Source organism: Vibrio sp. 10N.222.49.C9, assembly GCF_041474985.1.
In the GTDB taxonomy this organism is placed as follows: Bacteria; Pseudomonadota; Gammaproteobacteria; order Enterobacterales; family Vibrionaceae; genus Vibrio; species Vibrio crassostreae_C.
The window spans coordinates 287,418-301,272 of record NZ_JBFRVD010000018.1 but is presented as its reverse complement, the minus strand read 5'-3'; the positions used below and the strand labels follow the sequence as shown (position 1 = coordinate 301,272).

Below are 13,855 nucleotides of genomic sequence, written 5' to 3'. Positions count from 1 at the left end.
CTCGCTACTCGCTACTCGCTTAGTGCGGATCTTCCGACCAACCATCGCTATCTGACATATCTGGTGCGCCAGCGATGCTGTTCTCTTCGTCTGCCCATTCACCGAAATCAATCATCTGACATTGCTTGCTGCAAAACGGGCGGTGCGGGCTTTGTTCGCCCCATTCAACGTCAGCATTACATTGAGGGCATTTAACGATGGTGATTTTCTTCGACATAGTGATTCTTAATTTGAAGGTGTAATAATAGTGAGTTTAGGCTCGAGTGAGGACTCAAGCCAAACTATAAAAGGAAATTAATTAGGTGCAGATTGCCAATTCAAATTCGATGTCTTGAGTACAGGCTTGCCCAGTTTCAAAGCTCATGAACTTAACAGCAAAGCGGTTCTTGTGACCGGAGATCATCGGGTAGGCACCGTATTGCATCGGAATAGAAAGACGAAGGATATTCGCTTCATCGGCATCGCTCTGGAAGAAGCCAGCACGAGCGATTTGCTCTTTGAAGTGACCCGTCTCTCTGGTGAGCTTCAACCACAGTGTTAGCGCTTCATACAGAGGCTGTAGGCTATCCATCCAAGCTTTGGCATCTCGCATTCTCTTATCGAGAGGAAGGTGCAGCCAATAATGCAGTGCGGGCAGATCAAAGCAGCATGAACCACCTGGGAGATTAAAGCGTTGGCGAATTGCACTTAGGAAGCGGTCTTCTTTAAGTGACTGGCCAAAACGCTCTGCCTGCATCAGATCACGATAGATGTTACCAATGTCATTAAGTAGTGATGTCAGCATCTCTTGATCGACACCTTCAACATCCAACCAACTTTTGTAGGTTACACGTTGCTTCTCAATATCTTTTGCGAGTTCGCTCTTGAGTTGGATCTGTTCGAAGATTTCAATCAGATCAAAGATGGAACGGAAAAAGAGTTGATACTGTTGAGCATCGGAAAATGTAGAAGACAAGTGTAGCTGCCTCAAGAGTGATTCGACTCTTAAGTAGATGCGTGTTTTCTCATTTAGAGGATGTTCAAATTTATGGGTGATCATCGAGCAAACCTTCATTCAACATAGTTCTATTCTGACCCATCTACTGTACTGATTGCCAGATACTTTTGATGTAAATCTGTGATTTGAGGCAAAAGTTCTTGGTTTTTAGTATGGTTTTTAATCACGTCATCTGCAACTGCTAAGCGTTGTTCTCTTGAAGCCTGTGATTTTAAAATTGATGCAACTTGTTCCTTCGAAACATTGTCACGACTCATTGTGCGTTCTATTTGCACTTCTGTAGGCACATCAACGATTAAAACGCGATCGGCCATGCCTTGCATTTGGTTTTCAACCAATAGCGGTGCGACTAATAAAGCATAAGGGGATGTGACTTTAGACAGGTCACTGTCAATTTTGTCGCGGATCATGGGATGAAGAAGATCATTGAGCCATTGTTTTTCGGTGGGATCAGAGAAGATTACTTCGCGCAGTTTAGCTCGGTTTAGCATGCCATCTTCAAGCAATATGTCTTCGCCAAAATGAGCGGCGATCTGTTTTAGGCCTTCGCTGCCCAATGCCACTACTTCGCGTGCCACGATATCAGCATCGACAATATCAATATTGAAATGCTGATTGAATAGGTTGGCTACCGTGGTTTTGCCACTGGCGATACCACCACTTAATCCGATAATGATTGCCATGATTAAATCCCTAGCACAGAAGTGAAATACCAACCCATGATGTCATTGCCCCACAATAGGCTTACCCAACCAGCTATCGCGAGGTAAGGACCAAATGGGAAGGCTTTATCGATGCCTTGCTGTTTCAGGCGAAGTTGAATCAAACCAAACACAAGGCCGACCAGCGAAGATAAAAGGATGATCATCGGTAGGTGTTGCCAACCAAGCCATGCACCAAGTGCAGCTAGGAGTTTGAAGTCACCGTAACCCATGCCTTCTTTACCTGTTAGCAATTTGAACAGCCAATAAACAGACCATAAAGCTAGGTAGCCAGCCATTGCACCAATCACTGAATCTTGAAGCGATACTGGACTGACGTTAAACAGAGCTAAAGCGATACCAGACCAAACTAAAGGTAAGGTGATTTGATCAGGGAGCAGCATGGTATCGAGATCGATAAAGGTTGCGGTAATCAATGCAAACGTGAAAAAGATCAGAGCGATGGCGTAATAACTGAAACCAAAATTACTAGCGACTGCGGTACAAAGGATTGCGGTAAGCAGTTCGACTAAAGGGTAGCGAGCACTGATTGGGTTAGCACAGCTATGGCACTTCCCCTTTAAGAACAGCCAGCTTAACACTGGGATATTGTCGACGATTCTTAATTGGGTTTTGCATTTCGGGCAGGTTGAACGAGGAATACTGAGATTAAACTTCCCCTCTGGCGCTGGAATTTTATATTGAGAGAAATACTCCGAGCACTCTTGTTGCCATTCTCGTTCCATCACAATCGGTAAACGGTGTATGACGACGTTGAGGAAGCTGCCAATAAGAAGGCTAAAAATGAAAGCTAATACGGGGAATAGCCAAGGATAGTAGTGAAATACTTCCATAGTGTCCTTTACCACTTGATCTATATGAGCAGAAGTTTGCTACTCATGGGTGTTTAGTTGCTTTTAACTATCCTAACACACTCATAAGATTAAAGATCGGTAAGTACATCGCAACCACAAGCCCTCCAACAACCGTTCCTAAAAACACGATGATCAATGGCTCTAAGATCTTGCCCAGATTATCGACGGTGTTGTCTACTTCAAACTCGTAAATCGAAGCCACTTTATTAAGCATATCGTCAAGGTTGCCAGACTCTTCGCCAATCATCACCATCTGTAACACCATTTCGGGGAAGGCATTGGTATTACGCATCGCGATATACATTGGCATACCTGCAGCTGTTTCACGATGAACCTCAATGATCGCCGATTCATAATGCAAATTGCCTGCGGTTTTTGCGGTGGTTTTAAGGCTCATTAGAATCGGGATACCAGAACTAAAACTGGTGGATAGGGTTCGACTGAATTTCGCAATAGAGGCTTTGGCCATCACGCCCCCAAGTACTGGGAAGCGTAATCCTAAACGACTGGCTGATAATCGAATCGAGTAAGAGCGCTGGCACAGTTGATGGACCAATAGCGCGAGCAAGCCAATGCCCACAGCAGTATAAAAACTGTAAGCCTGCATCCAATGTGACAGATAGAGTACCTGCTGAGTAAACCAAGGGAGATCGGCGCCAAAGCCTGAAAACATCGATTCAAATTCGGGAATAACCATGGTCAGCATTAGGTAAGAGACAGTCAGTGCAACAATGACCACCATCGCTGGGTAAATAAGTGCTTTTATAACCTTAGACTTTAGCTGTTCACTCTTTTCTCGATAAGTTGCCAAGCGTTCGAATACTTGCGCGAGATTACCGGAAAGTTCGCCCGTTGCGACTAAGTCGGTATACAGATCATCAAAGTGACGGCTTGCGGTTCGCATTGCTTTTGAGATTGGCGTTCCGGCTTCTACACCTTTGCAGATATGCGATAGAATCGATTTCATTTCAGCTTTGCGGTGATTGTCCGACACCAACTTGATGGCTTGTACGATAGGCACACCAGTGGCCAGCATGGTAGCAAGCTGCCGAGTCAAAATAGTGATGTCTTTGGCTTTTACTCTATGGGTTAAACGAGTGACGGCTGAAATACTTTTCTTTTTGATTTTCTTAATCTGAATATGCTGTTCTTTGAGCTTTTCTCGTACTTCCAATTCGGTGAGCGCTAACGTTTGCCCAGACACTTTCTTGCCTGAGCTGTTAATGCCTTTCCAGTGATAGCTTTTTAATTGTGATTGTTTGGACTTGCTACTCATTGGTGCTCCATTGGTTTATATGTACAGAACACGTTGCAGCTCTTGATAGCTGGTGGTGCCTTCAAGCAATTTATCTAGCCCCGACTCTTGCAGAGTTCTCATGCCTTCTCGGCGAGCCAAGTTTTCAATGGCCAACGCGTTCGGTTTGTCGATCAGGCTGCTTTTCAGTTGATCGCTAAACGGCATCACTTCATAGATACCCACTCGACCCGAATAACCCTGGTTACACTCATTGCAACCTTTAGGACTCGCTTTGTAGATGGTTTGGCTGTTAGGAATGGAGTGACGCAGGAATATGTCTGGCGAGTCGTCATTTTCTTTGCAGTGGTTGCATAATCGTCTTGCCAGTCGTTGGGCGATAATCAAACTCAATGATGAAGCGAGGTTAAAGGGTTCTATACCCATATGTGCGAGTCGGGTGACGGTTTCTGCGGCGGAATTCGTGTGCAGTGTCGAAAGTACTAAGTGACCCGTTTGCGATGCTTTGATAGCGATCTCGGCGGTTTCTAAATCACGGATCTCTCCGACCATCACCACATCAGGATCTTGTCGTAAAAATGATCGCAACGCTTCAGCGAAACCAAAGCCGATCTTAGGCGTCACTTGTACTTGATTGATGCCACACAGATTAATCTCCACCGGATCTTCGGCTGTTGAGATGTTGCGTTCTGTAGTGTTAAGAACGCGAAGGCCAGTATAGAGAGAAACCGTTTTACCGCTGCCGGTTGGCCCTGTCATTAAGATCATTCCTTGCGGGCGTTTCAATGCATTAAGGTAGAGTACTTTTTGAGCCTCGCTGTAACCGAGCTTATCGATATCGAGATTGGCAGCGCTGCTGTCTAAAAGACGAAGAACGATCTTTTCTCCCCATAATGTTGGCAGCGTCGATACACGCATATCAATCGCCAGCTCGTCGTTTAAACGTAATTTAATACGACCATCTTGAGGTAAGCGACGCTCGGCAATATCAAGCTTGGCGAGTATTTTCAGACGAGCAGATAAACGGCGACTTAAATGGGAAGCGGGTTGCTGTATTTCAACAAGGATGCCATCACAACGCAGTCGTACTCGGTAGTTTTCTTCATAAGGTTCGAAGTGGATATCCGATGCGCCTTTACGTGCTGCATCGACTAGAATCTGATTGATAAAGCGACTGACAGGGGAGTCATCTTGGCTGAGGTCTTCAATCGAAGTTATCTCGTCATCAGATATCTCAACAAGGTTAGCGAGCTCATCTTGGGTGATCTCTTTACGTTTCGAATCTTGCCCGGAAATAGAACGGCCATACAGCTTTCGTATTGCACTTTCTAATTCAGAGTAATTAGCGACAACCAATTCAATCTGTAATCCGGTCGCAAAGCGAAAGTCGTCTTCAGCTTGTAAGTCCGTAGGGTCGGCAGAAGCGAGTGTGAGAGTGGAGCTAGAAACTGAAATCGGGATAGCACGATACTTGGTAATCAGTTCTCGAAGTCCTAATTGGTCACATAAGGTCTCATAGTCAGTATTGGCAAGTTGTACTAACGGTAAGCCGAAGATGGTTTTAATGTTGCTTGCTAAGGAATCGCCGCTGAAGAACTCCAGAACGAGCAAAGCTTCAGGTGTCGAAACACCTGAAGCTTGTACATGTTCCGCAACGGCTTGTTCTTGAGTCAGGCTGAGTAAGTCAGCCTGACGGAGAACAGTTGGGAGGTTGGTGAGCATTGACTTACCCAGCTGTTAATGTGGCTTTAAATTCACAGTTTTTCGGAATTACACTTGTATCATTTGCTGAACCAAAATCAACTTCACACGCCCAGTTGCCATTTGCATCTCTTACCAATTGAATTGTTTTATTCTGAAGGTATGAGCTAACACCAGCATTATTGAACTTGTGTATAGCATAACCTTTTGGGGCTGTCGCGGAAGCTGTGAATGCAATTGTTCCTGACGTTACAATTGGAACACCTAAACTTGCATCTCCTCCTGATGTGGCTGTTAATGCTGGAAAAGCTCCTGTAGTTGCAAGGTCGGTTTCTACATTACTTTTTAGAGCTGCAATTGTTACCAATGCCGATGCTGCTTCACTTTTAGCAACATATTTTTGATATTGAGGAACTGCAATTGCGGCCAATACCCCAATTACCGCCACGACAATCATCAATTCAATCAGCGTAAAACCTTTCTGATTTGTTCTTTTGTTCTTGTTATTCATTGTCTAATTCCATTCTTTAGTTTGTTTCAGCGCAAGCACTGGTTGATTGAGAGAATAGAAGTCGAAATGTAGAAGTGGAATGGTGTTCAGGTGTGGTCGCGAGTGGTTTTGTATTTATTAGTGTGGTGTTTCATATAGTGCGCAAATTTATGCGATCAACTTAAATAACTGCTTGAAATACTGACAATTAAGGTAATAAAAAAGGCACTGTTATTAACAGTGCCTTCAGCGATAACTTATTTATTATTCAGTAAATTACGCTTTGAATCTCATTGATAGATCCATTGCTTTCAGGTGCTTAGTTAGTGCGCCTACAGAGATGTAATCAACGCCTGTTTCAGCGAACTCTGCAATGGTATCTAGCGTCACGTTGCCAGAGTTTTCTAGTGCTGCACGTCCAGCGTTGATTTTCACGGCTTCACGCATCATGTCTGTGGTGAAGTTGTCTAACATGATGATGTCTGCGCCAGCGCTGATCGCTTGCTCTAGCTCTTCTAGGCTTTCGGTTTCAACTTCCACTGGCTTACCTGGGTTCAGCTCTTTTGCAGTAGAGATAGCCTTCTCAATGCCACCACAAGCGATGATGTGGTTTTCTTTGATTAGGTAAGCATCGAAAACACCAATACGGTGGTTGAAGCCGCCACCACAAGCCACCGCGTATTTCAGTGCGCTGCGCAGGCCAGGGATGGTTTTACGCGTATCCAACAGGCGGCATTCAGTGTGTTTGATTTTGTCTGCGTAGATAGCTGTAGTAGTCGCACAGCCAGATAGCGTTTGAATGAAGTTCATTGCGTTACGTTCACCCGTTAATAGCGCGCGTGCTGGGCCAGTTAGCGTGCAAAGCGTTTGGTTTGGTTCAACCTTGTCGCCATCTTCTACGTTCCACTCGATAGTCACTTCACCGCCCAGTTGCTTAAACACTTCATCAGCCCAAGCTTTACCGCAGAACACGCCGTGCTCACGGGTAATAATAGTTGCACTGTTGATTGCGTCTGCAGGGATTAGACTTGCCGTAATATCAGCCGCTGGATTTAACGTACCACCTAGATCTTCTTTGATAGTCTCGGCAACTGCACGAGTGATCTCTAGAGGCAGTTGCTCTTTTAAGTAGTCAAGGCGTTGGTGGCTGTTATGTGTGTTTTTCATCGCAAATCTAATCTTGAAAGGGAGTGGGAATGGAATGATACTCTTGCTTAACTTCAAATTAAAGAGGCTAGCGCGACTGCTCTATGGGCAAGGTCACATCTTATTGTGCTAGCAGAAACGAAAGTGAGACCAAGATGACGATCAGCTCTAACGGATGGTACGACAACGCTCGGCATGTTCCTTCCCCGTATTTTGATGCTAGGCCGAGTGCCGACGATATCTCTCTGCTGGTGGTGCACAACATTAGCTTGCCTCCGGGTCAATTTGGTGGCCCTTACATCGAACAGTTTTTTACGGGTAAGCTAGACCCGTCGGAACACCCGTTTTTTAAGGTGATTCACCAAATGGGCGTATCAGCGCACTGTTTGATTCGTCGAGATGGGGAAGTGGTGCAATTCGTTTCTTTCTTCGACCGAGCTTGGCATGCTGGCCAGTCGAGTTTTGCAGGGCGTGAAAGGTGTAATGACTATTCGATTGGTATTGAACTGGAAGGCAGTGACTTTGTGGCTTATAGCGAGCAGCAGTATCAAGCGCTTAGCCAACTAACAGCAACGATCGTATCTACGTTCCCTCAAATCACCAGCGAACGTATCACTGGCCATCAATACATAGCGCCTCTGCGTAAAACTGACCCTGGCTTGGTGTTCGATTGGCAGAAGTTTAAAAAAAATCTCAAAGTTTAAGCCTCAGTCTTTGACGATGGGCTTACCGCTGGTGGGCGTTGAATAGTCAACGCCTAGCATAATGACTTGTGAATTTTTGTTGTTGCGATGTAAAGAAAGTGGTGGAGAGAAGCGCATCAATAAATTGAGAGTGTGACGAACTTATCAAACACTCATTTATTAAAATTTATGAAAAGAATTTCCACCCTAAATGTGCGCTTGGTTCGGTTTTTAAACAAGTGACGCTAATCTTTCTGAAACAATTCATTTTTATCCTGAAACTTTCTAGCACGAGCACTCCCCAAAAGTATTACCCCTGTAAATGGTAAGACCAATTTGGTTGCTGCTTTAAATTTCATTTGTTAAATCATGGTTAATTCACGCTGTATTCTATGATGCAGGTCAATTTTAGGCTGGACAGTGGCGTTTTAATTATGTTAATTTCTGCCCAACTTAAAATTGGTATTACCAATTGTCAGCGAAGAAAAAGAAGAACAACAAACTATGGCTTATCAAAGGATTCGTCAGCCAAAACTCTCCGATGTTATCGAACAAGAGTTAGAAAGGTTGATAGTGGAAGGAACACTGGCTCCAGGGCAGCAGCTGCCGCCTGAGCGCGAACTGGCGAAACAGTTCGATGTGTCTCGTCCTTCAATCCGAGAAGCGATACAACGTTTAGAAGCAAAACGCTTGCTTACTCGCCGTCAAGGTGGAGGTACGTTTGTTAGCGAAAATATCTGGAAAAGCTTTTCAGATCCTTTGCTTAATTTGTTGTCGTCCCATTCTGAAACCCAACTAGACTTGTTGGAATCGCGTCATGCGATGGAAGGGATTTCGGCTTACTTCGCGGCATTGCGTGGAACTGATGAAGACTTTGCTCGAATTCAAGCATGCCAAGAAAAAATTCGCGGTGCGCAAGATAAGGTTGATATTGAAGCCGAATCTGCAGCGGTGATGGCTTTTCTTATTGCTTTAACAGAGGCAGCGCACAATGTGGTGTTATTGCACATTGTTCGTAGTTTGGCTCCGTTACTCGAACAAAACGTCTTAGAAAATTTAAAGCTGTTGCATCGTCGTAAAGACGTTGTGGAGAAAGTGAGTATACATCGAGCTAACATTGTGGATGCGATCGTTTCAGGACAGCCAGAACAGGCACGTGAAATGTCACACTCTCATTTAGCTTACATCGAAGAAACATTGATGGATTTGACCAAAGAAGAGTCGCGCCGCGAACGTTCTTTACGTCGAATTCAACAGGGTAAATAGCCGTAATACTTCGGCTATTTACGTGTTTAGTAGAATCCAACTAACAAAAAGGATAGATCGCCATGTCTGACATGAAGCATGACGTTGATGCTCTGGAAACTCAAGATTGGTTAGAAGCTCTTGAGTCAGTAGTACGTGAAGAAGGTGTAGAACGTGCACAGTTTTTACTAGAACAAGTTCTAGATAAAGCGCGTTTAGATGGTGTTGATATGGCTACAGGCATCAACACAAACTACATCAACACAATTCCAGCAGCACAAGAGCCAGCTTACCCTGGTGACGTAACTCTTGAGCGTCGTATTCGTTCGATTATTCGCTGGAACGCAATCATGATCGTATTGCGTGCTTCTAAGAAAGACCTAGACCTTGGTGGTCACATGGCTTCTTACCAGTCAGCAGCAGCGTTCTACGAAGTATGTTTCAACCACTTCTTCCGTGCTCCAAACGAGACAGACGGTGGCGATCTAGTTTACTACCAAGGTCACATCTCTCCAGGTATCTACTCTCGTGCATTCGTTGAAGGTCGTCTAACTGAAGAACAGCTAGATAACTTCCGTCAAGAAGTTGATGGTAAAGGTATCCCTTCTTACCCGCACCCGAAACTGATGCCTGAGTTCTGGCAGTTCCCGACAGTATCTATGGGTCTTGGCCCTATCTCTGCTATCTACCAAGCGCGCTTCCTTAAGTACCTTGACGGCCGTGGCCTGAAAGAAACTTCAGCGCAACGCGTATACGCGTTCCTAGGTGACGGTGAGATGGATGAGCCAGAATCACGTGGTGCTATCTCTTTCGCTGCGCGTGAGAAGCTAGACAACCTATGTTTCCTAATCAACTGTAACCTACAGCGTCTAGACGGCCCTGTAATGGGTAACGGTAGCATCATCCAAGAACTTGAAGGCCTATTCAAAGGTGCAGGTTGGAACGTTGTTAAAGTTATCTGGGGTAGCAACTGGGATTCTCTACTAGCTAAAGACACTACTGGTAAGCTTCTTCAACTAATGAACGAAACTATCGATGGTGACTACCAAACATTCAAATCTAAAGATGGCGCATACGTACGTGAGCACTTCTTTGGTAAGTACCCAGAAACAGCTGCACTAGTTGCAGACATGACTGATGACGAAATCTTCGCTCTTAAGCGTGGTGGTCACGATTCTTCTAAACTGTTTGCTGCATTCAACAATGCTAAAGAGACAAACGGTAAGCCAACTGTAATCCTAGCTAAGACTGTTAAAGGTTACGGCATGGGTGATGCAGCTGAAGGTAAGAACATTGCACACGGTGTTAAGAAAATGGACATGACTCATGTTCAACACCTACGTGATCGCCTAGGCCTAGAAGACATCCTTTCAGATGAGAAGATCGCTGAACTTCCTTACCTGAAATTGGAAGAAGGTACGCCTGAGTACGAATACATGCACGCTCGTCGTAACGCTCTACACGGTTACACACCTGCACGTCTTCCTAAGTTTACTCAAGAGTTCAAGGTTCCTGAGCTAGACGCATTCGCACCTCTACTAGGTGAACAGAAGCGTGATATCTCTACAACTATGGCTTATGTACGTACGCTAAACATCCTTCTTAAAGATAAGAACATTGGTAAGAACATCGTTCCTATCATCTGTGATGAAGCTCGTACATTCGGTATGGAAGGTCTATTCCGTCAGGTTGGTATCTACAACCCACACGGTCAAGAATACACACCTGAAGATAAAGGCATCGTTTCTTACTACAAAGAAGCAACGTCTGGTCAAGTTCTTCAAGAAGGTATCAACGAACTAGGTTCTATGGCTTCATGGGTTGCTGCTGCAACTTCATACAGCACAAACGATCTACCGATGATCCCGTTCTACATCTACTACTCAATGTTCGGTTTCCAACGTATTGGTGACATGGCATGGCTAGCAGGCGACCAACAAGCTCGTGGCTTCCTACTAGGTGCTACTGCAGGTCGTACAACACTGAACGGTGAAGGTCTACAGCACGAAGATGGTCACTCGCACATCCAAGCGAACACTATCCCTAACTGTATCTCTTACGACCCAACGTTCGCTTACGAGCTAGCGGTAATCATGCAAGACGGTATCCGTCGCATGTACGGTCCTGAGCAAGAGAACGTTTACTACTACCTAACAGTAATGAACGAGAACTACGCAATGCCAGCAATGCCAGAAGGCGCTGAAGAAGGCATCCGTAAAGGTATCTACAAGCTTGAATCTCACGCTGGTGCTAAGGGCAAAGTTCAACTAATGAGCTCTGGTACTATCATGAACGAAGCGCGTAAAGCGGCTGAAATTCTAAGCGAAGAGTACGGCGTAGCATCTGACGTATTCTCAGTAACGTCGTTCAACGAACTAACTCGTGACGGCCAAGCGGTAGAGCGTGACAACATGCTTCACCCAGAAGCTGAAGAGAAAGTACCGTACATCACGACTGTTCTTGGTAAAGAACCTGCAATCGCAGTGACTGACTACATGAAGAACTACGCTGAGCAAGTACGTGCGTACATGCCAACTGAGTCTTACAAAGTACTTGGTACAGATGGTTTCGGCCGTTCTGACAGCCGTGCAAACCTACGTCGTCACTTCGAAGTGAACGCTGGCTACATCGTAGTTGCAGCTCTAACTGAACTGGCTAAACGTGGTGACATCGAGAAATCTGTAGTTGTTGAAGCAATTGCTAAATTCGATATCGACACTGAAAAAACTAACCCGCAATACGCATAAGACTGGCATTAAGGTAGGTAAATACAATGACAATCGAAATTAATGTACCAGACATCGGTGCTGACGAGGTTGAAGTAACTGAGATTCTTGTAAACGTTGGCGACAAGGTTGAAGAAGAGCAGTCACTGATCACTGTTGAAGGCGACAAAGCTTCAATGGAAGTTCCTGCGTCTCAAGCGGGTATCGTTAAAGAAATCAAAGTAGCGGAAGGCGATTCTGTTTCTACTGGTTCTCTTATCATGATCTTTGAAGAGGCAGGCTCTCCTGCGGAAGGTGCTGCAGCAGCACCGGCTGCTCCAGCAGTTGAAGCGGCGGCACCAGTTGCAGCTGCTCCTGCAACGGCAGCTGAGCTTAAAGAAGTTCACGTTCCTGACATCGGCGGTGATGAAGTTGAAGTAACTGAAATCATGGTTGCTATCGGTGACGCAGTAGAAGAAGAGCAATCTCTTCTTACTGTTGAAGGTGACAAGGCTTCAATGGAAGTTCCTGCACCATTCGCTGGTATCGTTAAAGAAATCAAGATCGCTTCTGGTGACTCAGTATCGACTGGTTCTCTAGTAATGGTATTTGAAGTAGCGGGCTCTGGCGCTCCAGTTGCAGCAGCTCCTGCTCCAGCGGCGGCACCAGTTGCAGCGGCTCCAGCAGCATCAGCTGAAAAAGAAGTAAACGTTCCTGATATCGGTGGTGACGAAGTAGAAGTTACTGAAATCATGGTAGCGGTTGGCGATACAGTAGAAGAAGAGCAATCTCTAATTACTGTTGAAGGCGACAAAGCTTCAATGGAAGTTCCTGCACCATTCGCTGGTACAGTAAAAGAGATTAAGATTGCAGCTGGCGACAAAGTGTCAACTGGCTCTCTAATCATGACTTTCGTCGTGGCCGGCACTCCGGTTGAAGGCGCAGCGCCTGCTCCTGTTGCAGCACCTGCACAAGCAGCAGCTCCAGCGGCGGCACCGGCTCCTAAAGCAGAAGCACCTGCAGCGGCTCCAGCAGCTGGCGACTTCCAAGAGAACGGTGACTACGCGCACGCTTCTCCAGTAGTTCGTCGTCTAGCTCGTGAATTCGGCGTTAACCTTTCTAAGGTTAAAGGTACTGGTCGTAAGAGCCGTATCCTTAAAGAAGACGTTCAGTCTTACGTTAAAGATGCACTTAAGCGTCTTGAGTCTGGTGCAGCTGCATCTGGCAAAGGCGGCGACGGTTCTGCACTTGGTCTACTACCATGGCCAAAAGTTGACTTCAGCAAGTTCGGCGAAACTGAAGTTCAGAAGCTTTCTAAGATTAAGAAGATCTCTGGCGCTAACCTGCACCGTAACTGGGTAATGATCCCTCACGTTACACAATGGGACAACGCAGACATCACTGAGCTAGAAGCATTCCGTAAAGAACAGAACGCAATCGAAGCGAAGAAAGACACTGGCATGAAGATCACTCCACTTGTGTTCATCATGAAAGCTGTTGCTAAAGCGCTAGAAGCATTCCCAGCGTTTAACTCTTCTCTTTCTGAAGATGGCGAAAGCATCATTCTTAAGAAGTACGTAAACGTGGGTATCGCTGTTGATACACCAAACGGTCTAGTTGTTCCTGTCTTCAAAGACGTGAACAAGAAAGGCATTTACGAGCTATCTGAAGAGCTAATGGCTGTTTCTAAGAAAGCACGTTCTGGTAAGCTAACAGCGGCAGACATGCAAGGCGGTTGTTTCACAATCTCTAGCCTTGGTGGTATTGGCGGCACTGCATTTACTCCAATCGTAAATGCTCCAGAAGTAGGTATCCTAGGTGTATCTAAGTCTGAAATTAAGCCAGTTTGGAATGGTAAAGAGTTCCAACCACGTCTACAGCTTCCACTGTCTCTATCATACGACCACCGTGTGATCGATGGTGCTGAAGGTGCACGCTTCATTACTTTCCTAAACAGCGCACTATCTGACATTCGTCGTCTAGTACTGTAATTGAGAAAGTAATTATTAAGGTGACTTTCGGGTCACCTTAATTCTTTATATAAAGACTATTTTTAG

The 13,855-nt window shown here is 45.4% G+C and carries 12 protein-coding genes; 4 read left to right on the top strand and 8 right to left on the bottom strand.

Features of this window, described 5'->3' with window-relative positions:
* Positions 1-19: 19 nt before the first annotated feature.
* From yacG to nadC, 8 genes are all read right to left on the bottom strand, one after another.
* Positions 20-217, bottom strand: a complete 198-nt coding sequence (gene yacG, locus AB4585_RS07745; protein WP_004735515.1) for a DNA gyrase inhibitor YacG — start codon at positions 215-217, stop codon at positions 20-22.
* A gap of 81 nt (positions 218-298) precedes the next feature.
* The gene (zapD, locus tag AB4585_RS07740) at positions 299-1,039 is read right to left on the bottom strand and encodes a cell division protein ZapD (RefSeq protein ID WP_017063237.1); all 741 of its coding nucleotides are present in this window, start codon (positions 1,037-1,039) and stop codon (positions 299-301) included.
* Positions 1,040-1,065: 26 nt separating this feature from the next.
* Positions 1,066-1,680: a dephospho-CoA kinase gene (coaE, locus tag AB4585_RS07735; RefSeq protein WP_372154971.1), complete on the bottom strand. Its 615-nt coding sequence runs from the start codon at positions 1,678-1,680 to the stop codon at positions 1,066-1,068.
* A gap of 2 nt (positions 1,681-1,682) precedes the next feature.
* Positions 1,683-2,552: an A24 family peptidase gene (locus AB4585_RS07730; protein ID WP_372154973.1), complete on the bottom strand. Its 870-nt coding sequence runs from the start codon at positions 2,550-2,552 to the stop codon at positions 1,683-1,685.
* 67 nt (positions 2,553-2,619) lie between these two features.
* Positions 2,620-3,849 (bottom strand): type II secretion system F family protein, encoded by a 1,230-nt coding sequence (locus AB4585_RS07725; RefSeq protein ID WP_372113383.1) that lies wholly within the window; start codon positions 3,847-3,849, stop codon positions 2,620-2,622.
* Positions 3,850-3,864: 15 nt separating this feature from the next.
* On the bottom strand, positions 3,865-5,550 hold the full coding sequence (gene pilB, locus AB4585_RS07720) for a type IV-A pilus assembly ATPase PilB (protein WP_372169514.1): 1,686 nt from the start codon (positions 5,548-5,550) through the stop codon (positions 3,865-3,867).
* Between the two features lie 4 nt (positions 5,551-5,554).
* Entirely contained in the window at positions 5,555-6,040 is a 486-nt protein-coding gene (locus AB4585_RS07715) for a pilin (RefSeq protein ID WP_372169512.1), read from the bottom strand.
* Between the two features lie 255 nt (positions 6,041-6,295).
* On the bottom strand, positions 6,296-7,186 hold the full coding sequence (nadC, locus tag AB4585_RS07710; protein ID WP_372169510.1) for a carboxylating nicotinate-nucleotide diphosphorylase: 891 nt from the start codon (positions 7,184-7,186) through the stop codon (positions 6,296-6,298).
* 83 nt (positions 7,187-7,269) lie between these two features.
* On the opposite strand from nadC, the gene ampD reads away from it, so the two are divergent.
* The 4 genes from ampD (at position 7,270) to aceF (ending at position 13,789) form a co-directional block, all read left to right on the top strand.
* Entirely contained in the window at positions 7,270-7,869 is a 600-nt protein-coding gene (gene ampD / locus AB4585_RS07705; protein ID WP_372072860.1) for a 1,6-anhydro-N-acetylmuramyl-L-alanine amidase AmpD, read from the top strand.
* Positions 7,870-8,352: 483 nt separating this feature from the next.
* Positions 8,353-9,114: a pyruvate dehydrogenase complex transcriptional repressor PdhR gene (gene pdhR / locus AB4585_RS07700; RefSeq protein WP_065584924.1), complete on the top strand. Its 762-nt coding sequence runs from the start codon at positions 8,353-8,355 to the stop codon at positions 9,112-9,114.
* 62 nt (positions 9,115-9,176) lie between these two features.
* A complete protein-coding gene (aceE, locus tag AB4585_RS07695) occupies positions 9,177-11,840 on the top strand; it encodes a pyruvate dehydrogenase (acetyl-transferring), homodimeric type (RefSeq protein ID WP_017059442.1) in 2,664 nt (887 codons plus the stop codon).
* A 26-nt stretch (positions 11,841-11,866) separates the two neighbouring features.
* Entirely contained in the window at positions 11,867-13,789 is a 1,923-nt protein-coding gene (gene aceF / locus AB4585_RS07690; protein WP_372169508.1) for a pyruvate dehydrogenase complex dihydrolipoyllysine-residue acetyltransferase, read from the top strand.
* Positions 13,790-13,855: the final 66 nt, after the last annotated feature.